Here is a 22,584-nt window from a genome sequence, read left to right as displayed (position 1 = left end):
TATCTTTCTCCAGTTATATAGAAAGAGAGTTTAAGAATTTTTTCAGCTTATTAATGCCTTGATCCTTTCAGGGGGCTTATGTTGACAAGAATTATATTTCCTCTTTATTAAAATAATGTTGTCGTTTAATGAAAAGAGTCATTGGGTAGAGTGTATGAAAATTCTGAGTATTTTATTGACGTATGTCGTAAAAAAAATGCTTGCAGCGGTCTGTTGACAGGGTGTTAGGTAGTAATGCGTATATTGGCTGGAGGTCAATCCTATTAAGGTGTGGAGCGATTTTTTGTGAGAAAGTGGGGGCTTTTTTAGTATTTCCTGAAGGAGTGTCACGTCTTTTTTTGGGATTGAAGTACTAAATAACGTCGCCTCCCTGAAGCAGCCCTGGATGTTAGTGGATTGATCCGGTTTATTAATGAAAAACATTACATGGCAGTGGGCTTTGTATGGTTTGAAAGCATTGTGAACCGCTTGTTGATGGTGTTTGTTTTACTGTGACTGTTCATCATACGGCAGGCGATTAATTAGATGATGCACTATCTTGGAATGGGTCTCTCTATAAGCAATGAAGTTTGTAAGAAACTCTGTATTCAGGTGCACGTTTTGAAATAATTTGTCGAGCTATGTCAGGGTTTGTGTGATTGATTGCCGGTTGTATCCTGTCGCTTACAAGCCGGATACTCCGGTAGCTGAGCAGCTATGAGCCGAGAAGAACAGTTTGCGTCACTTTTCATCATGAGAAGAGGACGGGCAGGCTGTTTTTCCCGGCAGGTAATTTTTTGAGTGGGTAAGATCATGTTTTCAGGCATCATTGCGTCTTCCGGCGTGGCCATTGGTAACGCCTTTGTGCTGAAAGAGGTCGAAATACAGATCAGCGATGGCGTTCTGGACAACTCTGAGGTCGAGGCGGATATCACTCGCTTCAGGCAGGCCAGAGATCGCACAGTTGAGCAGCTTGAAGCCATTCGTGATAAAACTGCAGGCAAACTGGGGGAAGAGGAAGCTGAAGTCTTTGAAGGTCACATTCTGGTGGCAACAGACGAAGAGCTGGAAGAAGAAGTTATTTCAGCAATCCGTTCGCTGAAACCGGCAGATGCTGCACTGAATGACGCCATTATGGCTAATGTCAGTATGCTGGAAGAGCTGGACGACCCTTATCTGCGTGAGCGTGTAGCGGATATCAGGGATGTAGGGCGCAGGATGCTGAAGAATTTGCTGGGTATTCCTGTAACCTCTCTGGAGGAGGTGGAAGAGGGTTCTATTATTATTGCCAATGACCTGACTCCTTCTGATACTTCCCAGATTGATCTCAAAAAGGTCTGGGGTTTTGTGACCAACGTCGGTGGTCGTACTTCTCACTCTGCTATTATGGCTCGTTCTCTTGAGTTGCCCGCCATTGTTGGAGCCAGGGTGGCGACTGACAGAATCCAGAGTGGTGACCAGGTGATACTGGATGCCGTCAACAATAAAGTGCTGGTGAATCCTGATGCCTCTGCTCTGGATTACTACCGGACGCTTCAGAAACAGCTGGATGAAGAACGTATTGAGCTGACCAAGCTTAAGGATCTCCCCTGCGAGACCCTGGACGGTAAAGCCTTCGAAGTCTGTGCCAATATTGGTACGGTCAAGGATATCGGAGGAGCTGATCGTCATGGTGCTGAAGGTGTGGGTCTCTACAGAACCGAGTTCCTGTTTATGGACCGCACTCAAATGCCTTCGGAAGAAGAGCAGTTCGAGGCTTATAAGGCCGTTGCTGAAGCCATGGGGGGGCGGCCGGTAATTATCCGCACTCTGGATATCGGTGGTGACAAGGAGCTGCCCTATCTTGATCTGCCTGAGGAACTGAATCCGTTTCTCGGCTGGCGAGCCATTCGAATGTGCTTTGACAAGCCTGAAATTATTAACACCCAGTTACGTGCCATTTTCAGAGCCAGTGCTTTTGGCAAACTGAAGATTATGTTCCCCATGGTCATTTCCGTGGAAGAAGCCCGTCGGCTGAATGCCATGATGGCAACGGTCAAGTCTGAGCTCAGCAATGAAGGCGTGGGCTTTGATGACCATGTTGAGGCAGGAATCATGGTGGAAACCCCTGCTGCGGTTATGATTGCCGACCTGCTGATTGAAGAAGTGGACTTCTTCAGTATCGGTACCAATGACCTGACCCAGTACGTTCTGGCTGTGGATCGTGGCAATGAAATGATTGCTGATCTCTATGAACCTATGTCACCCGCTGTACTGCGTGCCATCAAACGGGTGATTGATTGCTCTCATAAAGCAGGCAAGTGGACCGGTATGTGTGGAGAAATGGCGGGCGATGAGCGTGCCGCTCTGATACTTGCGGGTTTAGGGCTGGACGAGTTCAGTATGAGTGCTACGTCGATTCCCAGGGTTAAAAAAGTGCTCAGAGAGCAGCGTTTCGAAGCATTGCAGAAGCTGGCCAATGATGTGGTGAATCAACCTACCATCAAGGATGTGCAAGCAGCCCTTGATGCATTTATTCAATGACCGACAGGGGGGGGCATGGGCTCCCTTTTTTCAGAATTGCCAGAGAAAGTCAGTAGACAAACAGTTCCGGATTAGAGTCCGATAACCCGGACACAGTGCCCAAGAGTAAGAATATTTCGAACCAACTATGTCTTAGAGAGTCATTTTGCCTTAATAAACGACAGTGTGAGGTGCTTCTCATGGTGAGTAATAAATCAGCAGCCAAGGCCAGGGAGAAAAAACACGACAGTGCGTCCAGTGTGGATGAGCAGCTGGATGGTCTGCTTAAGCGAGCCGGGATAGCGAGAGAAAAATACCTGAAGCTCAACCAGGAAGACGTGGACCGGGTGACACGGGCTATGGCTCTGGCAGGGCAGTCTGCTCACATGGAGCTGGCGAGAATGGCCGTTGAGGAAACCGGAAGGGGAATCCTCGAAGATAAGGTCACCAAAAACATCTTTGCGACTGAGTCCATCTACCATTCTATCAAATACGATAAAACTGTCGGTGTGATTGAAGATAATGAGGAGGAGGATTTCATGTTGGTGGCTGAACCAGTAGGCGTTGTCTGTGGTATCACGCCAGTGACAAACCCCACCTCCACCACCATGTTCAAGTCTATTATTGCTGCCAAGACGCGTAATCCTATTGTTTTTGCTTTTCACCCTTCGGCACAACAATGTTCAACAGAAGCGGCAAGAATTGTTCGCGATGCGGCCATAGAGGCAGGAGCGCCAGAAGATTGCATACTCTGGGTAGAGCATCCATCGCTGGAGGCCACTCAGAAGTTGATGACCCATCCCGAGATCTCAGTCATTCTCGCCACCGGTGGTTCAGGTATGGTTCGGGCCGCCTATTCTTCTGGCAAGCCGGCTCTGGGGGTGGGTCCGGGTAATGTGCCCTGTGTTATTGATCGCACTGCCAATATCAAGCAGGCCGCCAATGATCTGGTTCTGTCCAAGAGTTTTGATAACGGAATGATCTGTGCCTCCGAGCAGGCTGCCATAGTACACGACGAAGTTTATGCTTCTTTCAAGGAAGAGATGAAGAGGCTGAATGTCTATTTCACCTCTCCCAAAGAGACCGACCGCCTGGCTGAAGTGGTCATTATTGATGGCCATGTCAACAGTAAGATTGTTGGGATGAAGCCATCCGATATTGCTGCGCTGGCAGATATTAAAATACCGCAAGAGACAAGGGTTATCGCGGCTGAGATTGAAGGGGTTGGGCCCGAGTTTCCCCTGTCCCGCGAGAAGCTCTCGCCGGTGTTGGGCTTTCTCAAGGCCAGGGATACCCAACATGGTATTGAGCTGGCCGACCAGATGCTGAACTTCGGTGGTCTCGGGCATTCCGCTGTTCTGCACTCCCAGAACGATGATGTGATTGATGAATTCTCGCTGGCGATGAAGGCCGGTCGTATTATCATTAACTCACCAAGCACCCATGGTGCTATTGGTGATATTTATAACACCAACATGCCCTCCCTGACTCTGGGTTGTGGCACCTATGGTGGGAACAGTACGACGTCCAACGTTTCTGCTGTTAACCTCATCAACGTCAAGCGCGTGGCCAAGCGCAGGGTTAATATGCAATGGTTCAAAGTGCCCAGAAAAATCTATTTCGAAGCCAACTCCCTGCAATACCTTGAAAAAATGCCCGACATTTCTCGTGTGTTCATCGTGACAGACGAGGTGATTCAGAGTCTGGGATATGTTGAAAAGGTTCGGTACCACCTGAGAAAACGTCCGGTGCCAGTGCAGGTGAGGGTATTTAATCAGGTTGAGGCCGATCCGAGTCTGGCGACTATTCGCGAGGGTGCCGAGGATATGGCGCTGTTCAATCCGGACGTCGTGATTGCTCTGGGTGGTGGCTCTCCTATTGATGCGGCCAAGGGCATGTGGTTGTTCTACGAGCAGCCAGAAGCTGATTTTGCGGGTATGGCCCAGAAGTTTTTTGATATCCGCAAGCGGGTTTACAAGTTCCCGAAACTGGGCAAGAAAGCCAGACTGGTGGCTATTCCCACAACGTCCGGAACCGGCTCTGAGGTGACTTCCTTTGCCGTTATTACCGATAAAGAGAAAGGCATCAAGTATCCTCTGGCCGACTATGAGTTAACGCCTGATGTAGCCATTCTGGACCCGAATCTGGTGCTGACGGTGCCCAAAAAGGTGACCGCTGACACAGGTCTGGATGTCCTGACTCACGCACTGGAAGCTTATGTCTCTGTGATGGCGTCAGATTATACGGATGCTCTGGCTATGAAGGCGATTCAGTTGGTTTTTGAGTATCTGCCGAAATCCTGCGAAGAAGCTGACAAGGTAGCCAGGGAAAAGATGCATAATGCTTCCTGCATTGCCGGTATGGCCTTTGCCAACGCTTTCCTGGGTATCAATCACTCTATGGCTCATAATTTGGGGCATGAGTTCCATATTCCCCATGGTTTGGCCAATGCACTGTTGTTGCCTCATGTGATTGAGTACAACGGGTGTCCGAATCCTTCCAAGGTGGCTTCTTTCCCGAAATACGATCATTACATCGCCCATGAGAAATATACCGAAGTGGCCAGGGCGCTGGGCCTGCCCTGTAAAACCCCTGAAGAAGGAGTCAAATCCCTGGCCAATGCTGTTCGTAAATTGATGAAGCGGCTGGGGATGCCTTTATCTCTGAAAGAGCTGGGGGTTTCTGAGAAAGGGTTTATGGAAAAAGTCAAAATGCTGGCTGATCATGCTTTTGAAGATCAGTGCACTACGGCAAACCCAAGAATGCCACTGATCTCTGAGCTGGAAACTTTGCTGAGGAAAGCTTATTACGGTGAGTGATCTTGTTTTTGCTGTGGGGCGTTCCACACATCAGCATTGAAGGCGGCTCTGAACTATCTGGAGTCACACTGGTTCAATGGACTGTTGGCAAATACAAGAAATCAAAGGGGCGAAAGCGAAGAGCCTAACGTTATCCGGCAAGCATTAGCCAGAGAGGCTCCGATGTTTATGACGTGCTGGCGTATTGGCTTGGTATTAGCGGTTGGATGAGGAGGTCATTAAGTGCTGAGTGATTCAAGTATACTTCTGTGAGCACCTGATGAGGTGGTTCTTTTGGGTGAGCCCACTGGCAGGAGTATGGTCGCGAGGCTATGTCCTATCTCGAATGCAATAAGTGAATGATTATATTGGATAATTTGATGTTTTGAATTATTTCAGTTTGTTACATCTCGCAATAAAATAAGCATGAGACATAACAAAAAAAGAGCAAATTGCTGATGTATGAAATAATGGAAAGCCAATTGGCTCGCATAAAACAATCCGGCGAATACAGAATATTTACGGACATCAATCGCATTGGCAGCAATTACCCTTGCGTGAGTCAGCGTTTACGAGGGTAGCGGATGTGGATAATTACACGCTTTCACAGATCCTGGTATCCATCGCTATTGTGTTTGACCTGTTGTCTTTCCAGCTCAAAACACGCAAACACGTGGTGTTGTGCCTGTTTATTGCGGGAGCGTTGATTGCGACGCACTTTTACTTGCTCAATGCTTTCACAGCGGCCGTGGTTATGACGATTGCGTCAATACGCTATCTGACCAGTTACTTTACGTCTCGGCCCGGGGTAAGAAACCTGTTTTTGATTATCAATGGTGTGACACTCTTTGTTACCTACGAGTCTTTCATCAGTCTCGTGGCGTTCGTCGGCTCCTGCCTGCAAACGATAGGCGCATTCAGTAAAGACGATCGTGAGATGAGACTGATCATGATGGTGGGTGCGGTAGTTTGGTTGAGCCACAACGTTCTTGTCCTGTCCCCGATGGCCGTCGTCATGGAAGTGCTGTTCCTGCTCAGTAACATCGTGGCCTACCTGAGGTTCTACAACAAGAGCCCAATAGTGACAAAGTCCGAGTACTGAGCTTTACGTCTGTTTCATTCCAGCTAATGAACAGACATCTGGCTCCCATCGCTTAAGCACCTCATTGAGGTGCTCTCTATTGTGGTGTGTCATATATGACTACTGATGCCACATGTTCTGTTTGCTTTTTTGCTCTGGGTCAATAACCGGTTAATCTCTTTACGAAACCTTCACAACACAGTTGAACTGGTGCATTGTGACCGGTTACATTTCGTCCCAAACCATGCGCTGCCCATCAACTGTCTGCCTGTTTGAGTTCCATGGGGTTTTGATTGAGGTTTGTGCAGTGACGTTAATATCTAAGGGGTAACTATTTTGAACATTCTTGGCTATATGCAGAGATTGGGTAAGGCATTGATGCTGCCCATCGCCACTCTGCCTATTGCGGCAATCCTGTTGCGTCTTGGGCAGCCTGACTTGCTGGATATTGCCTTTGTCGCAGAAGCGGGTAACGCTATTTTCAGTAACCTGCCTTTGCTGTTTGCGATGGGTATTGCTGCCGGACTGTCAAAGGACGATGCCGGTGCAGCGGTGCTGGCGGGTGCAGTTGGCTATTTTGTCCTGACTGCCGGGGCCAAGACCATCAATGCCGACATTGATATGTCATTCTTTGGCGGCATTATTGCCGGTATTATTGCCGGTCATAGTTACAACCGTTTCCATGCGGTGGCACTGCCACCCTATCTGGCGTTCTTTGGTGGCAAGCGTCTGGTTCCGATCATGACCGGTCTGATTGCTCTGGCGGTCTCTGTAGCAGCAGGTTATGTATGGCCAGTCATCCAGTCTGCCATTGATGCATTTGCTAATGGTATCTCTGAGTCTGGCCCCATTGGACAGTTTGCCTATGGAGTGCTGAACCGTGGCCTGATTCCGGTAGGTCTGCACCATGTTGTGAACTCTGTTTTCTGGTTTGGCTTCGGTGAATTCACCAATGCTGCCGGTGAGGTAGTTACGGGCGATCTGCCTCGTTTCTTTGCCGGTGACCCCACTGCCGGTACTTTTATGGCGGGCTTCTATCCGGTCATGATGTTCGGTCTGCCAGCTGCTGCGCTGGCTATGTATCTGGCGGCGCCTAAAGAAAATCGTGCCCGTGTGGGTGGTGTTCTGCTGTCTGTCGGTGCTACTGCCTTCCTGACCGGTGTCACTGAGCCTCTGGAGTTCATGTTCGTATTCCTGGCGCCAGGTCTCTACGCTGTTCATGCCGTGCTGACAGGTTTATCTCTGGTAATCACCAATATGTTTGGTGTTCTGCATGGCTTTGGTTTCTCTGCGGGTGCCCTGGATATGGCTCTGAACTGGGGGCTGGCTACCAAGCCTGTGACCCTGGTGTTCATTGGTCTGGCTTTCTCTGTTATTTACTTCTGTGTTTTCTATTTCGCTATCAGGGCTTTCAACCTGAAGACGCCGGGGCGCGAAGACGAGGAGCCGGAAACAGCAGGATCTTCTGAAGCAGTCAGTGGTTCGGAGCGTGCTCTGCGTTTCATCGAACTGTTGGGCGGTGAGGGCAACCTGACCTCTGTTGAAGCCTGTATCACCCGTCTGCGCCTGACTCTGGCCAATCGTGACCTGATCGATGAAGCTGGCCTGAAAGCCATGGGAGCCAAAGGTGTGGTGAAGCTGGGTGAAAATAACCTGCAGGTGATTCTTGGGCCTCAGGCTGAGATCATTGCGGGTGAAATAAACGCCCTGATGGCTTGACAATAGCTATTTTGCCCTGACTCAAAGAAACTTGTACCGGTCTTTCCCCGCAAAGCAGTTTAGGGGAAAATCCGGATACCTTTTTAGTCAGGGCTGTCTGATTCTTTGGTTATGGTGCGGAGTATACCTGGAGTATGTTCGACTTGCCGAGTAACTGGGTGAATCAATATTTCCTGTCGGCTCAGGTTCTGAAATTCAGGCTCAGCGTCTGAATTAAAGCAGACAGATAGTGTATCTTTGTTCTGATGCATCCGTTTAGAGTCAGGCCTGTCCAGCCTCTTGCTTCCTGACAGGTGCTCAAGTTAGAGAGAGACCGAATATGTTTAAGAAAGATGTAGTGATCACGGCTGAGAATGGCCTTCATACTCGTCCAGCTGCTCAGTTTGTCAAAGAAGCCAAGAGTTTTGACTGTGACATCAAACTGGAAGCAGGTGGCAAGCAGGCCAGTGCCAAGAGTTTGTTTAAACTGCAGACCCTGGGGCTGACTCAAGGCTCAACAGTGACCATCATCGGCGAAGGTGACGGCGCTGAAAAGGCTGTAGAGCATCTGGCAGAGTTTATCATTACTTTGAAGTAAGCTCTTTGCTGACCTGGCCTCTCCGGCCGGGTTGTCTCTCGGAATAAAGCAGTCGTGAATCAGGAAATGATTGAGTCGTCCTCTGACGGATTAGTTTGCTGCTGCAAAAATGCCTGTAATACTAAGGCGGTTGCGGGTATTCTCTAGAAAGTATCACGTACCGGGTGTATCTGAACGAATACATCGGGGCGATGTCATTCACGAGGCAATACTGAGGCATGTTCTCAAGTATGTCTGTTGGATAGCTGGCGGGTAATGCGCTCTGGTGAGTTAAATTGTCAGGTGTTGTTACTTGTTAAAATGTTCCGGATTCTCTTCAGATTGCCTTCTGTACAGAGAATTCCGGCTCTTTGTGTACTCTTTAACAGGTACATTACGATCCTCCAGTAAAGATTTGCCGGGGAACGATGTTTTCAAGTGTGCGATTATGTGTGTCTTGTTGAGCGTATTTGTAACGTCGTTCCAATCCTGTGTCAAGTCCTGGTGGTTTAATACGGATAACTTTTGTTGTGTTCCGTGAATAAAAGTGTCCTTTGGTGTGACTGTATGTTGGGCAGAGTTATCAACTCTGTTGATTGTTGAAAAAGCCTGTTAGCCCTTGTGTGGCAAGGGGGTTAGGTATTTTCACGAGGCTGAATTTACACCGGAAATCCTATTTACTAATGAACTGGCGGGTTATCCCGCTGTGACTAAGGGTATTGGAGACGTCATGATCAAAATCGCAATCAATGGCTATGGTCGTATCGGTCGCAACGTTCTGCGTGCACTCTACGAAGCAGGTCGCCGTGAAGAATTCCAGATTGTTGCTATCAATGACCTGGGTGATGCGAAAATCAATGCTCACCTGACCAAGTACGACACTGTACATGGTCGTTTCGACGCTCAGGTTGAGGAGGGTGAAGGTGCACTGTTTGTAAATGGTGACGAAATCAAGACATTCTCTGAGCGTGATCCTTCCAGTCTGCCCTGGGCCGCTCTGGGTGTAGACGTTGTATTTGAATGCACCGGTGTATTTCGTTCCAAGGAAGCCTGCAAACCTCACTTGAATGCTGGTGCCAAGAAAGTCATCATCTCTGCTCCGGGCAAGGAAGTAGACGCCACCATCGTTTATGGTGTTAACCACGACACTCTGACTCCTGACATGACCGTTATCTCTAACGCTTCATGCACCACCAACTGCCTGGCTCCCATTGCCAAGCCTCTGAACGATGCTCTGGGGATTGAAAAAGGCTTGATGACCACTATTCACGCCTACACCAATGATCAGCGTCTCAGCGATGTATACCACAGTGACCTGTATCGTGCCCGTGCTGCTGCACAGAACATGATCCCGACTGCTACCGGTGCCGCTGCAGCGGTTGGCCTGGTGGTTCCGGAGCTGAAAGGCAAGTTTGACGGTATGGCCGTTCGTGTACCTACCATCAACGTATCTCTGGTAGACCTGAGTTTTGTGGCCAGTCGTGAAACTTCTGCTGAAGAAGTCAACGAAATCATTGCTTCTGCTGCCAAGTCTTCCAAAGCGATGGGCAAGGTTTTGCACGTAAACCATGAGCCTCTGGTTTCCATGGACTTTAACCACAGCCCATTCTCTTCCAGCTTTGATGCCACACAGACTCGCGTTCAGGGTAACCTGGTGAAGGTTATGTCCTGGTACGACAACGAGTGGGGTTTTTCCAACCGAATGCTGGATACTGCTAAAGCGCTGCTGGGCGCCTGAATCCAGATCATTGAAAAGCCTCGCTGATTTGAGGCTTTTCAGGTTGATGCCGATGCTCTGATAACAGGGCATTGGATTCCTGAGACTGAGTGGCAAAAAGAAGAAGGTGTTTATGAAGCTGGCCGGGAATTAACCTCTCAACCTGCCTTCTGGACGATGGTAGATTAGCCTGCCATCTATAATGGGCTCAGATTGGCATACTGGCTTTCAGGTACACACTCTCCTTTTTGCTGCTTTATCAAGATAAGCAGATGCAGGAACGTTACACTTCGAACGTTCCTCACTTAAAAATTGTTGTCAAACTGCCGTATGGCATTTATGCCCCGGTCGACTCTTCCTTTAAGTAGTTTCATCGTGCTGGGTCGGTTCGTGGCGAATTCGCGAGAGGATATCATGCTCAGACGCACAAAAATCGTTGCCACACTCGGACCAGCTACAGAGTCCGAAGAACAGCTCACCAAGCTGATTGAAGCCGGTGTCAACGTTGTTCGACTGAACTTCTCCCACGGTGATGCTGATGATCACCGTGTCCGTGCAGAGCGCATTCGCAATATCGCTGCCCGTCTGGGTCGCAGTGTTGCGATTCTGGGTGACCTGCAGGGGCCCAAAATTCGAATTGGTCGTTTCCAGAATGGCAAGATCTTTCTGCCCGATGGCGCTGAGTTCGTTCTGGATGCAGAGCTGCCTATTGATGCCGGTGATGAAACCCAGGTCGGTCTGGCTTACAAGAATCTGCCAAACGATTGCAAGGTGGGCGATGTGCTGTTGCTGGACGACGGTCGTCTGAGCCTGCAGGTTAAGTCGATTGAAGATTCGCGCATTGTAACCACTACTCTGGATGGTGGTGAGCTGTCTAATAACAAAGGTATCAACCTGGCCGGTGGGGGTCTTTCTGCCGATGCCCTGACCGAAAAAGACAAGGAAGACATCAAGCTGGCTGCCTCTCTGGAGGTGGATTTCCTGGCTGTGTCTTTCGTTCGCAGTGCCAGTGATGTTGAACAGGCTCGCAAGCTGCTGGCTGAAGCCGGTGGTACTGCTGCCATTTTGTCCAAGATTGAGCGTGCTGAAGTGGTTCAAAGCTTTCAATTGCTGGAAGAAGTGATCCGGGCCTCAGACGCGGTCATGGTAGCTCGTGGTGACCTGGGGGTGGAAATTGGTGACGCTGAACTGATTGGTGTTCAGAAACAGATGATCAACGTTGCACGTCGACTGAACCGTCCTGTCATTACCGCCACACAAATGATGGAATCCATGATTCACAACACACAGCCAACCCGTGCTGAAGTGTTTGACGTGGCCAATGCCGTTCTCGATGGCACCGACGCAGTCATGCTCTCCGGTGAAACAGCAACAGGCAAGCGTCCACATGAAGTCGTCAAAGCCATGGCCCGTATTTGTCAGGGCGCTGAAAAACATCCTGAAATGATCTCCGGAAGCAACCTGGATAAGGCCTATGCCGGTGAAACCGATGCCGCCATTGCGCTGGCTGCCATGCATGCGGCTAACCGTCTGGAAGGTGTAAAAGCGATCGTTTGCCTGACCAAAACCGGTGCGACTCCTCTTTGGATGTCCCGTGTTAATACCAGCCTGCCCATTTTTGCCCTGACTCGCTACAAAACCACCGAGCGCCGCGTTGCACTCTACCGTGGGGTGGAGTCGGTCGCTTTTGACAGTGGCAGCCAGTACGGTCCTGAAGTGAATCAGCGTGCTATTGCCGAACTAAAAGGTCGTGGCCTGCTGGAATCCGGCGACCGTATTATTCTGACCAAGGGTGAGTCCTGTGAAATTGAGGGCGGTACCAACACCATGCAGATCGTTACTGTGAAATAATTTCAGTCAATTCAGGCATGTTGACTGGGCAGCATGCCTCACGCTTTCCCTTACGGGATTCAGGAGATGAGCAGATCATGGCAGAACTAAAAAAAATTGGTGTGCTTACTTCAGGTGGCGATGCGCCTGGCATGAATGCTGCCATTCGTTCCGTAGTACGTAGCTGCATCTTTTACGGGGTTGAGCCGGTAGCCATTTATGAAGGTTACAAAGGTCTGATTGAAAACGATCTCAAGGTAGTGAATGCGCGTTCAGTGGCCAATATTATCAACCAGGGTGGGACATTCCTGAAGTCTGCCCGTTGTCAGGAATTCCGTGCTCCGGAGGGACGGGCTGCTGCTTATAAGAATGCCTCTGCCGCCGGACTGGATGGACTGGTTGTTATTGGCGGTGACGGTTCCTTCACGGGTGCCATGCTGCTGGAACAAGAGCATGGTCTTCGCTGCATTGGTGTTCCCGGCACTATTGATAACGATATCTTCGGAACCGATTTCACCATCGGTTATGACACCGCTCTGAATACCGTGGTCGAGGCGATTGACAAGATTCGTGATACCGCCACCTCTCATAATCGTCTGTTTCTGATTGAAGTTATGGGTCGTGATGCAGGCTTTATCGCATTGAACGCCGGTATTGCTGCGGGTGCAGAAGATATTTTGATTCCGGAAGATCAGAAGCCCATAGATCAGTTGATGGGCTCTATTGAAAGCAGCGGCAGAGCCGGGAAAACATCCAGTATCGTAGTGGTTTCAGAAGGTGATAAATCCGGTGGTGTTTTTGAACTGTCCCGGGCTGTGGAAGAAAACTTCCCGGCCTATGAAGTCAAAGTGACGGTGCTGGGCCATATTCAGCGCGGTGGCAAGCCCAGCTGTTATGATCGTGTCCTGGCCAGTCGTCTTGGGGTGGCTTCTGTGGAAGCTCTGCTTGACGGTGTCAGTGGAGTGATGGTGGGTGTACGTGATCAGAAGATTGTCCATACACCCTTGAAGGAAGCCATTAGCAAACACAATGAGATTGACAGCCAACTGTTGAAAGTAGCGGACATAGTTACAGTATAAATGGCATATAATACTAATCGTGCTTTTTAACTCCCGTGATGAGCATGGAGATTTGAGCCTTAAGAAAAGGCGGGGTGAGGAGTCATAGTCTTAGCTGCGACGATCGCCAACGCAGGATTAAGGCTCAAATCTTCAGCGCAATAGGGAGTTAGAAAGTTCGATTGGTATAACAGCTGTGATCTGCCGTTTCAGCTGTTAATCTGGAAAGGAATCGGGAGTTTCAGTCAGGTTAACTGGCCTGATTACTCAAAGGCTCCTAAAATCAATGCGTTTGAAGTAGAAGGTGAAAGTGATGGGCCTTTTTGACTCTCTCAAGAAAAGTATGGGGCTGGGTGCCAGTCAGGGAACGGTGATCAGAGCACCGTTGACCGGCGACATTGTACCAATTGAAGAAGTACCTGATCCTGTTTTTGCTGACAAGGTGGTAGGTGATGGTATCGCCATTAATCCCACCGGCAAAGTCATGGTAGCCCCTTGCGATGGTGAGATTGGCAAAATCTTTGAAACCAATCATGCCTTCAGCATGGAGACGCCAACCGGGGTTGAGCTGTTTGTTCACTTTGGTATCGACACCGTTGAGCTGAAGGGCGAGGGTTTCAAGCGTATTGCCAGCGAAGGCCAGCAAGTCATGGCTGGAGATCCCATCATCGAAGTGGATCTGGACTTTCTGAAAGAGAATGCCAAAAGTATTATTACGCCCGTTGTGATCTCCAACATGGACGATGTAGCCTCTCTGGAAAAATCTTCGGGCTCTGTTGTTCAGGGCAACGACAAGTTGCTGGTGGTCAAAATGAAGTAAAACTTTACAAAGACTATTATTTTTTGAACAAAAAAATCAGCCATACCCTGAAGCCGGTTCTCTGTCGGCTTTTAAAATGTCTGGCCTTAAAGCCTTAAAGCTTTCCCTGCCAGTTAGTATCCCTGACCACCCCGTTAGTGAAGACTTATCTTCCTTCCTCTATCCTGTTTGCGATTGAACCCTTTGGGTAACTCGTTGTCTCACTATATAGACAGGTATGAATTTAGAAATGCAGTTTACGTCCTGAAAAGCAATGCGTAGTAACCGCCTGTCGTGACTTATCCCCATAATAAAAACCCTATGCGATTAGGCTGAAGGAGGTGTATATGAAAGGAATTGTGTCACTTTTAGTGATGGTGTTTACCGGTTTCCTGCTGTTGATTTTTTCATTCCAAAAAGTGTCTGTACCCACGGAAGAGCCTGGGGAGGCAGAAAGTTTGCAGGTTGTTATTGATGAGTTGGACTTTGTCAGAAGCGAGACAGTGTCCAAATACCTGGACGGAGACCCGCTCTTGAATGGGGACAGCTATCTGTCTTACGACAAGGCTCGTGAGGCTCGCTTGAACAAGATGTCCCATCAGGAATTGGTTGCAGAGCTCAAGCGTCTTGAAACCCTGCAGGTCAGTCAGGCTACCCAACTTGCCGGAATCGTTCTTCCTCCGCAGGAAGAAACTGCCAAGACAGCAGAGATATGGGGCCTCGATGACATAGTCAAAAAAAGCTCAGGCAACGGGTGTATGGGAGCAAGATCAGCCTATTCCTCTTATATGTCGTCTTATTATGATGACCTTATGAGGTATCAGTCAGGGGGATGTTTTGGCGATTTTCTTCATCCTGTGCCCTATTTTGTTATGGACCCATCCTATGAGGAATATACCCTTACAATGCCTGCAGCGATTACCGAGGGTGAGCCTGAAAGTTACAAGGTTTGGGTCAGCCCGGGTAAGATGGAAATGCTTAAGCAGAAACAGAAGCTGGACAAGATGCTGATTGATGATGTGCTCAGAATGACGGGTGAGTTGCCTTGATGGATGGCTAAATAAAAGGTTTGCGTCGTATGGTTAGCCGTGGCTCTGGTTAAGGGTTGCCAGCTTTCTCTTAAACTCTCCTGTTAGCCCATGAAGACCACCACTCTCAATTTTGTGAGATTTTTTTTGTAAAGACTATGATTTCCTGAGCAGTCTGTGACAATCTGGTTATTATTGTCAGAGTTGTCCTGTCTATGTTTTTAGTCACTTTAATTCAGTCACTTTAATTTAGTCACTTTAAATAGTAGGCCAGACTTCTATAACTGATATCCAGCCAGGAGTCATACATTGTCAATACCTGTTGAGATCTGCATCAACAGTCTGAATCCAGACTATGTTTACCGCTCTGTTGCAGCCGCTTACGAGGGGGGCGCAGCACGTATAGAGTTGTGTGACGATATGTCCGTGGGAGGCACTACTCCCACAATAGAAGCTTTGGAAGCCGCCCGGAAAGCCTTTCAGGATCGCTGTGGTTTACTGTGCATGATTCGTCCCCGGGGTGGCGACTTTTCATTCGGCACTGAAGAGGTTCTGCTTATGGAACAGCAGATCTGTGATGCTGCAAAGGCAGGTGCTGATGGTGTCGTCATTGGCGCTCTTGCGCCTCCAGGTAATACCATTAATCGTGATGTGTTGGGCCGACTGGTCGATACCGCCAAGACCCGAAATCTGATTGTGACTTTTCATCGTGCACTGGATGCTACGCCCAATATGTTTGAGAGCCTGGATGTACTGATTCAATATGGTGTGGATCGTATTCTGAGTAGTGGTACAACCTGGGGTTCTGCTGACGGTGCCTTTGAAGGTGTGAGGATGCTCGAGCAACTTATGTTGAAAGCTGAAAACAGGCTGGAGGTGGTCGTCGGTGGCGGGGTTGATCCGGAAAATATCGGAAAGATACTACAACAGCTGCCAGTAGCGAATCATTCAGCCAGCATTCACGCGTACAGCAGTGTTCTTGATGAAGGGGAGTTATCGGTGGAGAGAGTCCGTTCCCTGTGTGCAGCAGTAGAATCCTTTTAGCCGGTCTACATGGCCTTAATGGCTTCTTCCATCTCGGTTCGGATATTGTCGGACTGAGTACCAAAGATAGCCTGCATATTCTGACCTATCACCACTACAGCCGTGGCTCCCAGCTGTTTAATGGCCTCCTGATCAACCTTGTCAGGGTTGTTAACCGTGACTCTCAAACGAGTGATGCAGGCATCCAGATTCTTGATATTTCCCTTGCCACCAAAGGCCAGAATAAGGTCCCTGGCCAGTTCACTGGATGGAACCACTTTCGCTGATAATTCTGATTCAATTTCTCGCCCGGGTGTCTTGAGGTCCAGCAGCGTGATCATAACTCTGAAGATTACATAATAGAGGACTGCGTAGATCAGTCCCAGGCCGATAATCCAGGCGGGTCTGGTGGCTATGCTGTAATAGAGGAGATAATCGATCATGCCGTTGGAAAATGACATGGCCATCTTGATGTCGAGGTAATTGGTAATGGCGTAAGCCAGTCCGGCCAGCAGCGCATGAATCACATAAAGTATCGGAGCGACAAAAAGGAATGAGAACTCTATGGGCTCGGTGATACCAGTGAGCAATGAGGTAAGCGCCGCTGACATCATAAGGCCACCGACTTTTTGTTTATTCTCAGATTTGGCGCAATGCCAGATGGCAATGGCCGCAGCAGGTAGGCCAAACATTTTGAAAAGATAGCCGCCTGCCAGAAATCCGGCAGTAGGATCACCGGCAAAGAATCGCGCGATGTCACCTCTGAAGACGTTACCTGTTGATGGATCAATGAACTCACCCATCTCTATCTGGAAGGGCACATTCCAGATATGATGTAGGCCAAATGGAATCAGGGCACGTTCAACCACACCGTAGATAAAGCCAGCCAGAACCGGGTTCTCAGTCACTGACCATTGAGAGAAGGCGTCGATAGCCTGTTGTATAGGGGGCCAGATAAAGCTGAGGAGAATGCCAAGGAAGACAGCTCCTATGGCAGTGACGATCGGAACAAAGCGCTTTCCTGCAAAGAAGCCCAGGTAATCCGGAAGTTTGATTTTGTAATAGCGTCTGAACATCCATGAGGCCAACATACCAACAACGATCCCACCGAAAACACCGGTATCAATGGTATCTATTCCCATAACAGAACTGGGCTCAACTCCCAGCTCTGAGGCCATAACGCCCATGGTTCCCAGCATGACCACGTAGCCGACAGTTGCCGCTACTGAGGAAACACCGTCATTATCAGTTAGGCCAATAGCAGTACCAATGGCAAAGATAATGGGCAGGTTTCCGAAAACCATGCCGCCGGCCTGGGCCATGACGCTGGAGACGAGATCTGGAATAAAGTTGAAGCCCGCACTGCCGACGCCCAGCAGTATCCCTGCAACAGGCAGAACGGCTACAGGCAGCATCAGCGCCCGACCTATCTGCTGAAGTGTGCCGAATGCAGATTTGACCATTGGAGAAACTCCGGGGAGACGATTCTGATCTGAGAGCAAACCGAAGACTCGTGGATTTATGGAAGAATAGACCAAACAGCCATGAGCGTAGAAAAAAACATCTTCTTTCCTGGGTGTATTGCAAGTCCGGGCACGTGCGCCGCTGAGGGCGGCGACAGTCCAGGATGAAAGTCCTTTGACAAACTGAAGTAAAACTAACAGAGCCTTCCTATTGAATCTCTCAGGCGCAGCTCGCCCTCAAAATGGGTGCTTTCCGGCCTGCTAAAACCCTCCTCCCGTAGCCGGTTCATCAAGAGTTCTCCGGCAACTCTGGCCATCTCTGTCATTGGAAAATGCAATGCAGTGACATGTGGAGTCAGGAAAGTACAAAGGTCCACACTGTCATAACTGATGAGAGAAACGTCTTCGGGCACACGGATGTTGTTTTCACGAAAGGCGTCCATACAACCTGCCGCCATCTCTTCGCTGCAAGCAAATACAGCAGTAAAAGGTTTGCCGGTTGTGAGTAGTTGCCTGGTGCCTTCGTATCCGGCTTGTCTCGTATAGTTGCCTTCAGTGATCAGGTCCATATCCAGGGCAATATCATGCCGGGTAAGGGCATTGGCATAACCCTGGAAACGTTCTTTTGCTTTTGACTTGGCGAGTTTTCCGGCCAGACAGGCAATACAGGTGTGGCCATTTTTCAGAAGCAGTTCTACGGTGTTGTCGCTGGCTTTGATGTGATCAAAGGTGACGCAGCGGTCGGCCAGGACATCGACGTAACGATCCAGAAGTACAAAGGGCGGAGCGGTTTCTGCAATGTTAATCAGCTCATCATCACCCAGGTAACGGACGTGCAGCAGTAATCCGTCAACCCGCATGTTGATCAGGTGGTCGATAGCGGCACGCTCGCTTTCAGCACTGTGCTTGCCCTGGGTGACGATCATCACTTTACCTGCAGAGTCTGCGACCTGCTGAACCTCTGCCATAAGGTCACCAAAAAAAACACCCCGGAAGGACGAGACCATCAAGCCGATGGTATTGGTGGTATTGCTCGCCAGTGACTGGGCAACAGGATTTGGATGATAATTCAGTTCGTCGATGGCGGACTCTACTCTCAGACGAGTTGTCTCCTTTACCTGTCCGGTGTTGTTCAGTACCCTGGATACCGTAGCGCGGGATACTTTGGCTCGCTCAGCGACATCTTTAATGGTTGCCATTATTGCTTCTGATCGACTTTTTTGTGAAGTGTTATCAACTCCTGAACCATTTCCCGGGCCAGCATGGATGTCATTAAATGGTCCTGGGCATGAACCATTACCAGAGTCATCGGGGTTTTTCCTTCGCCCTGGTCTTCCTCGAGCAATTGAGTGTGGATTCTGTGAGCCACTTTTGCGGCTTCCCGGGCGTGAGCCATGATCTCTTCGGCGCCTTCGTAGTTTCCGGCTTTTGCTTTGGACAAAGCTTCGAAAGCACAGTTGCGGGCCTGGCCAGAGCTAACGATGATCTCCATTACGGCGGACTCTAGATCCATGGTCTTACTCCTGTCGGTTATACAGTTATCCGGAGAGCTTTGTGGACTTCTGGTTAATCGCCTGAAGCACTCAGAAAATGTTTTAAGGTAAAGATAGTCAGGACACCGGTCTGCGCTGTGTGTTTTTAGATGTAACCGGTTTTATCGACCGGCCTCATAATGGTTGATATAAGTCAAAAAACCAAATTATGGACTTCGTCGATGAGAATCAGGTCAACAACAAACAGATGTCTGGTATTAGGAAAACACAAAAACACACTTATTTTCTTGATCTATCCTTTCTCTCTGTAGGTCAGAAGACAGGGATAGGATTATTAAACACTCACTCTTTATTGTGCTGCTGTCGCTGTTGTCTGCCATTTGTCAGGCTAAATCTTTGACAGAGCATTTTATTTTCGAGTCTAAACAGATTGTAGATTTTTCAAAACAGAGCTTTTCTATAAAGCGTGAACTGCGAACATTGTCTGACAACCCGCTAGAGATTACCGACACAGACGTTTATGAAGAACCCGATTTTCCTGCTGATAACAAACGACAAAAACCTGGCAACTACAGGGCAAAAACAATCATTACTCTAAGCTCAACCCCTTATTCATGGTTATCTGTAGAAATGATTGTCACTGTCAGTTGGCTTTTGAAAGGCTATTGGAACATAGATTCACCGCTGTTTAACCCGATTGAACAACAAGAGGCGGCATTTATGTTTGGCTCAGAACAGGATCAGCAACAACACCAGCCATCAGAACCATCCAGCCAGCAAGGACCACCAGTCAACCGCCACCGAACAGGTTCTTTCATCCGCTCCCGGGATACTGACTACAGTGACGGGAACGGAGGCTCTGAACGACACCAGCATTCGTTGGGTTTAAATTGTTTTGTCCAGCCCTGTCATGGCGTCTGTCGATTTCGACAATTTTCCGATTCATTGGTTAGCGGAGTGCAGAATTGTGAAGAAAGTTCGACAGACAGCACTGTAGCAACACCCGAACACAGCTTATGCAATCATTTGACCAATGCACACTGTTATCGTTGCAACTTGATAGACGGGGTCGCCTTAGACGGGGTCGCCTCAGATTCAACGGCAGCAGGAACAGCTAATACAATTGACCCTGACTGGCAAGTAACCTGCAACGTGATCCTGGTTGGAGAGGATTGTCAACTGCGGCAATGCGGGAAGGTCCTCAAGAATAACAAAGTGCTTTTAAGTCACAAACGCAGCATTCACAGCGGGGAAAAAACTTGTAATGCAATCAGGGTTGGGAAGGATGGCCAGCCACAGCCATGTGGAACGGTCTGCAAGAATGCAAAAGCTCTATTCGATCACAAAAGAGGAATCCACTCCGGGCCACAAACCTGTGATGTACCAGTAGCCGGGGAGGATGGACAGCGGCAGTCATGCGGGATGGTCTGCAAGAGTGCTACAGCCCTGGCGTATCACAAAAGATTAATTCACTCCGGGCAACAAACCTGCAATGCGATTGTGGTTGGGGAGGATGGCCTGCATCGACCATGCGGGAGGACCTACAAGAATGCTAAAGGCCTGTCGTCACACAAAAGCCAATACCATACCGGGCAAAAGACCTGTGACGCCACAGTAGTCGGGAAGGATGGCCAGCCGCAGCCATGCGGAGTAGTCTGCAAGAATAGTCAAGCCCTGGCGAATCACAAAGTCGCATACCATAGCGGGCAAAAAACCTGTGATGTAACAATAGTCTGGGAGGACGGCCAGCCACGGCCATGCGGAATGGTTTGCAAGAATGCTAAAGCCATGTGGAGTCACAAAGTCAAAGTACACAGTGGGCAAAAAACCTGTGACGAAATCGTGGTCGGAGAAGATGGGCATTCACAGACATGTGGGAGAGTCTGCGAAAATGCCGGAATCCTGTTGTCTCACAAAAACAGAAGCCATAGCGGACAAAAAATCTGTAACCTGAGAGAGTTCGGGGAGGATGGTCAGCAGCGGTCATGCGGGGCTGTCTGCAATAATGCTCAAGCCTTGTCGATCCACAAAAGAATACATCGAAAACGCAAGCCCGTTGATATGGACCAGAAAGATAACCTCAGACCTTAATTTGTTTCTCCGCTCTTTCAGAGTGTGTCGCATGTCAGGCTTGGATGGACGGGTAAGTGTAAACCGAAGTTTTATTGATGTAGGTCAAGGTTTTGATAGTGGCTAGTACGTATTATGAAATCACTCAGGCAATCAAGAAAAATAATAAAAAGCGCCAGAGAATTAAGGACATAAAAAAAAGAAGCGGGAGCCAGTGACAAGCCAGCCGATCAAATACCCGGGTTTGAGGGGGCCACGGGTATTTTTTTATGGGTAAAAAAACTGCCCGGAGTTCATTCTTTCTGTAATAAAATCGTCAGTGAAAAATTGTTTCTGACCCCCATGGCTGTTTACTATGGAACCATGGGTTTTTGTCCCGTGGGACCGAAGACGTTTTAATACCATCTCAAGGTTTTTTTTCAGGACTTAATCTTATGCAGATACTGATTACCGGGGGAACAGGATTTATTGGCCGACGACTGGTGGCCAGGCTTTTGTCAAGAGGGCATCGGCTGACCATTTTAAGCAGGCAGGATGCCGTGGGTGTCCAACGTCTGCTGACCCCTGAAGTGAGTTCTGTGAAGTCTTTGACGGCAGTGAATCCTTCTGTGGCTTTCGATGCCGTTATCAATCTGGCCGGTGAGGGGGTAATGGATAAACGTTGGACACCCTCGAGAAAAACACAGTTGCTCGATAGCCGGGTCGCCCTGACTTCAGAACTGGTTGACCTGATTGAACGAATGGAAAACCGACCAGGCTGCCTGATCAGTGGCTCTGCCATCGGGTTTTATGGTGGCAGGGATGATGCGGCCCGTCTGGACGAGTCTTCCGGCGCAGGAGACGACTTTGCTTCAGGGCTCTGTGTGCGCTGGGAACAGGCTGCCGAGCGTGCCAAAGGTCTGGGGGTACGGGTTTGTCTGGTCAGAACTGGCGTTGTGTTACACCCCGAAGGAGGTGCGTTGCATGAAATGATGACTCCTTTTCGTTTAGGGATTGGAGGTCCGCTGGGTTCTGGCCAACAGATGATGTCGTGGATTCACATGGAAGATATGGTGAATGCGCTGCTGTTTTTGTTGGAGAATGAATCAGCTGAGGGTGCTTTTAATGCCACCGCCCCTGAAGCGGTCAGCAATAAAGACTTTGCGATGGCTCTGGCTGGTACTCTCAATCGTCCCGCCTTGTTGAAAATGCCAGCAAGGGTTCTGAAGTGGATGTTGGGGGAATCTTCTGAAATGGTATTGAAAGGCCAGAATGTTTATCCAGAGCGTCTGATGGCTGAAGGCTATCAGTTCACCTATCCACAATTGAAACCGGCACTGACGCAGTTGATCAGAGCATAGCGTGAAAAAATGCTCTAAAAAGTGCCGTTTACTTCGTCGTTTTATAATAAAATGACCCTCTTTTAAGTACTGACAGCCATAAGCAACAGGATATTTTTCTATTTCCTGATGATGGAAAAACGTTCAAA

The 22,584-nt window shown here is 49.0% G+C and carries 16 protein-coding genes; 13 read left to right on the top strand and 3 right to left on the bottom strand.

Annotated features, from left to right (window positions below):
- Positions 1 to 780 precede the first annotated feature (780 nt).
- The 11 genes from ptsI to ACOMG9_RS17310 all read left to right on the top strand — a co-directional run bounded on the left by ptsI (position 781) and on the right by ACOMG9_RS17310 (position 16,111).
- Positions 781 to 2,502 (top strand): phosphoenolpyruvate-protein phosphotransferase PtsI, encoded by a 1,722-nt coding sequence (gene ptsI / locus ACOMG9_RS17360; protein WP_494529163.1) that lies wholly within the window; start codon positions 781 to 783, stop codon positions 2,500 to 2,502.
- 179 nt (positions 2,503 to 2,681) lie between these two features.
- Positions 2,682 to 5,300, top strand: a complete 2,619-nt coding sequence (adhE, locus tag ACOMG9_RS17355; protein ID WP_448217818.1) for a bifunctional acetaldehyde-CoA/alcohol dehydrogenase — start codon at positions 2,682 to 2,684, stop codon at positions 5,298 to 5,300.
- A gap of 532 nt (positions 5,301 to 5,832) precedes the next feature.
- Positions 5,833 to 6,381 carry a YgjV family protein gene (locus ACOMG9_RS17350; protein ID WP_494529162.1) on the top strand — a complete coding sequence of 183 codons (549 nt, stop codon included), beginning with the start codon at positions 5,833 to 5,835 and terminating at the stop codon, positions 6,379 to 6,381.
- Positions 6,382 to 6,696: 315 nt separating this feature from the next.
- Positions 6,697 to 8,079 carry an N-acetylglucosamine-specific PTS transporter subunit IIBC gene (nagE, locus tag ACOMG9_RS17345; protein ID WP_448217815.1) on the top strand — a complete coding sequence of 461 codons (1,383 nt, stop codon included), beginning with the start codon at positions 6,697 to 6,699 and terminating at the stop codon, positions 8,077 to 8,079.
- Positions 8,080 to 8,398: 319 nt separating this feature from the next.
- On the top strand, positions 8,399 to 8,656 hold the full coding sequence (locus ACOMG9_RS17340) for an HPr family phosphocarrier protein (protein ID WP_422134692.1): 258 nt from the start codon (positions 8,399 to 8,401) through the stop codon (positions 8,654 to 8,656).
- Positions 8,657 to 9,365: 709 nt separating this feature from the next.
- Positions 9,366 to 10,373: a type I glyceraldehyde-3-phosphate dehydrogenase gene (gene gap, locus ACOMG9_RS17335; RefSeq protein ID WP_494529161.1), complete on the top strand. Its 1,008-nt coding sequence runs from the start codon at positions 9,366 to 9,368 to the stop codon at positions 10,371 to 10,373.
- A 393-nt stretch (positions 10,374 to 10,766) separates the two neighbouring features.
- Positions 10,767 to 12,203, top strand: a complete 1,437-nt coding sequence (pyk, locus tag ACOMG9_RS17330; RefSeq protein WP_448217813.1) for a pyruvate kinase — start codon at positions 10,767 to 10,769, stop codon at positions 12,201 to 12,203.
- 77 nt (positions 12,204 to 12,280) lie between these two features.
- The gene (pfkA, locus tag ACOMG9_RS17325) at positions 12,281 to 13,261 is read left to right on the top strand and encodes a 6-phosphofructokinase (protein ID WP_422134689.1); all 981 of its coding nucleotides are present in this window, start codon (positions 12,281 to 12,283) and stop codon (positions 13,259 to 13,261) included.
- 292 nt (positions 13,262 to 13,553) lie between these two features.
- Positions 13,554 to 14,060 carry a PTS glucose transporter subunit IIA gene (gene crr / locus ACOMG9_RS17320; protein ID WP_422134688.1) on the top strand — a complete coding sequence of 169 codons (507 nt, stop codon included), beginning with the start codon at positions 13,554 to 13,556 and terminating at the stop codon, positions 14,058 to 14,060.
- Between the two features lie 326 nt (positions 14,061 to 14,386).
- A complete protein-coding gene (locus ACOMG9_RS17315) occupies positions 14,387 to 15,088 on the top strand; it encodes a hypothetical protein (protein ID WP_494529160.1) in 702 nt (233 codons plus the stop codon).
- 288 nt (positions 15,089 to 15,376) lie between these two features.
- A complete protein-coding gene (locus ACOMG9_RS17310; RefSeq protein WP_448217811.1) occupies positions 15,377 to 16,111 on the top strand; it encodes a copper homeostasis protein CutC in 735 nt (244 codons plus the stop codon).
- A gap of 5 nt (positions 16,112 to 16,116) precedes the next feature.
- On the opposite strand, the gene ptsG is transcribed toward ACOMG9_RS17310, so the two are convergent.
- From ptsG to ACOMG9_RS17295, 3 genes are all read right to left on the bottom strand, one after another.
- Positions 16,117 to 17,553, bottom strand: a complete 1,437-nt coding sequence (ptsG, locus tag ACOMG9_RS17305) for a PTS glucose transporter subunit IIBC (RefSeq protein WP_422138600.1) — start codon at positions 17,551 to 17,553, stop codon at positions 16,117 to 16,119.
- A 194-nt stretch (positions 17,554 to 17,747) separates the two neighbouring features.
- Complete coding sequence (locus tag ACOMG9_RS17300) at positions 17,748 to 18,752, bottom strand: LacI family DNA-binding transcriptional regulator (RefSeq protein WP_422138599.1); 1,005 nt, start codon at positions 18,750 to 18,752, stop codon at positions 17,748 to 17,750.
- Positions 18,752 to 19,066 carry a PTS lactose/cellobiose transporter subunit IIA gene (locus ACOMG9_RS17295; RefSeq protein WP_448217809.1) on the bottom strand — a complete coding sequence of 105 codons (315 nt, stop codon included), beginning with the start codon at positions 19,064 to 19,066 and terminating at the stop codon, positions 18,752 to 18,754. The genes ACOMG9_RS17300 and ACOMG9_RS17295 overlap by 1 nt, the downstream gene beginning before the upstream one ends.
- A 376-nt stretch (positions 19,067 to 19,442) precedes the next feature.
- On the opposite strand from ACOMG9_RS17295, the gene ACOMG9_RS17290 reads away from it, so the two are divergent.
- Both ACOMG9_RS17290 and ACOMG9_RS17285 read left to right on the top strand, forming a co-directional pair.
- Positions 19,443 to 21,137 (top strand): hypothetical protein, encoded by a 1,695-nt coding sequence (locus ACOMG9_RS17290; RefSeq protein ID WP_494529159.1) that lies wholly within the window; start codon positions 19,443 to 19,445, stop codon positions 21,135 to 21,137.
- A 413-nt stretch (positions 21,138 to 21,550) separates the two neighbouring features.
- On the top strand, positions 21,551 to 22,456 hold the full coding sequence (locus tag ACOMG9_RS17285) for a TIGR01777 family oxidoreductase (protein ID WP_422134682.1): 906 nt from the start codon (positions 21,551 to 21,553) through the stop codon (positions 22,454 to 22,456).
- Positions 22,457 to 22,584: the final 128 nt, after the last annotated feature.

Source organism: Endozoicomonas sp. PH6C (assembly GCF_059322965.1).
Note: the sequence above shows the minus strand (reverse complement) of the source record. Positions and strands in the feature narration are given on the sequence as shown.

What these genes read in the sequence shown, in the direction of transcription:
- crr (WP_422134688.1), top strand. Translation starts at nt 13,554, where the DNA reads ATGGGCCTTTTTGACTCTCTCAAGAAAAGTATGGGGCTGGGTGCCAGT.
- ACOMG9_RS17285 (WP_422134682.1), top strand. Translation starts at nt 21,551, where the DNA reads ATGCAGATACTGATTACCGGGGGAACAGGATTTATTGGCCGACGACTG.
- gap (WP_494529161.1), top strand. Translation starts at nt 9,366, where the DNA reads ATGATCAAAATCGCAATCAATGGCTATGGTCGTATCGGTCGCAACGTT.
- pyk (WP_448217813.1), top strand. Translation starts at nt 10,767, where the DNA reads ATGCTCAGACGCACAAAAATCGTTGCCACACTCGGACCAGCTACAGAG.
- pfkA (WP_422134689.1), top strand. Translation starts at nt 12,281, where the DNA reads ATGGCAGAACTAAAAAAAATTGGTGTGCTTACTTCAGGTGGCGATGCG.
- ACOMG9_RS17295 (WP_448217809.1), bottom strand. Translation starts at nt 19,066, where the DNA reads ATGGATCTAGAGTCCGCCGTAATGGAGATCATCGTTAGCTCTGGCCAG.
- ptsG (WP_422138600.1), bottom strand. Translation starts at nt 17,553, where the DNA reads ATGGTCAAATCTGCATTCGGCACACTTCAGCAGATAGGTCGGGCGCTG.
- ACOMG9_RS17315 (WP_494529160.1), top strand. Translation starts at nt 14,387, where the DNA reads ATGAAAGGAATTGTGTCACTTTTAGTGATGGTGTTTACCGGTTTCCTG.
- adhE (WP_448217818.1), top strand. Translation starts at nt 2,682, where the DNA reads ATGGTGAGTAATAAATCAGCAGCCAAGGCCAGGGAGAAAAAACACGAC.
- ACOMG9_RS17300 (WP_422138599.1), bottom strand. Translation starts at nt 18,752, where the DNA reads ATGGCAACCATTAAAGATGTCGCTGAGCGAGCCAAAGTATCCCGCGCT.
- ACOMG9_RS17340 (WP_422134692.1), top strand. Translation starts at nt 8,399, where the DNA reads ATGTTTAAGAAAGATGTAGTGATCACGGCTGAGAATGGCCTTCATACT.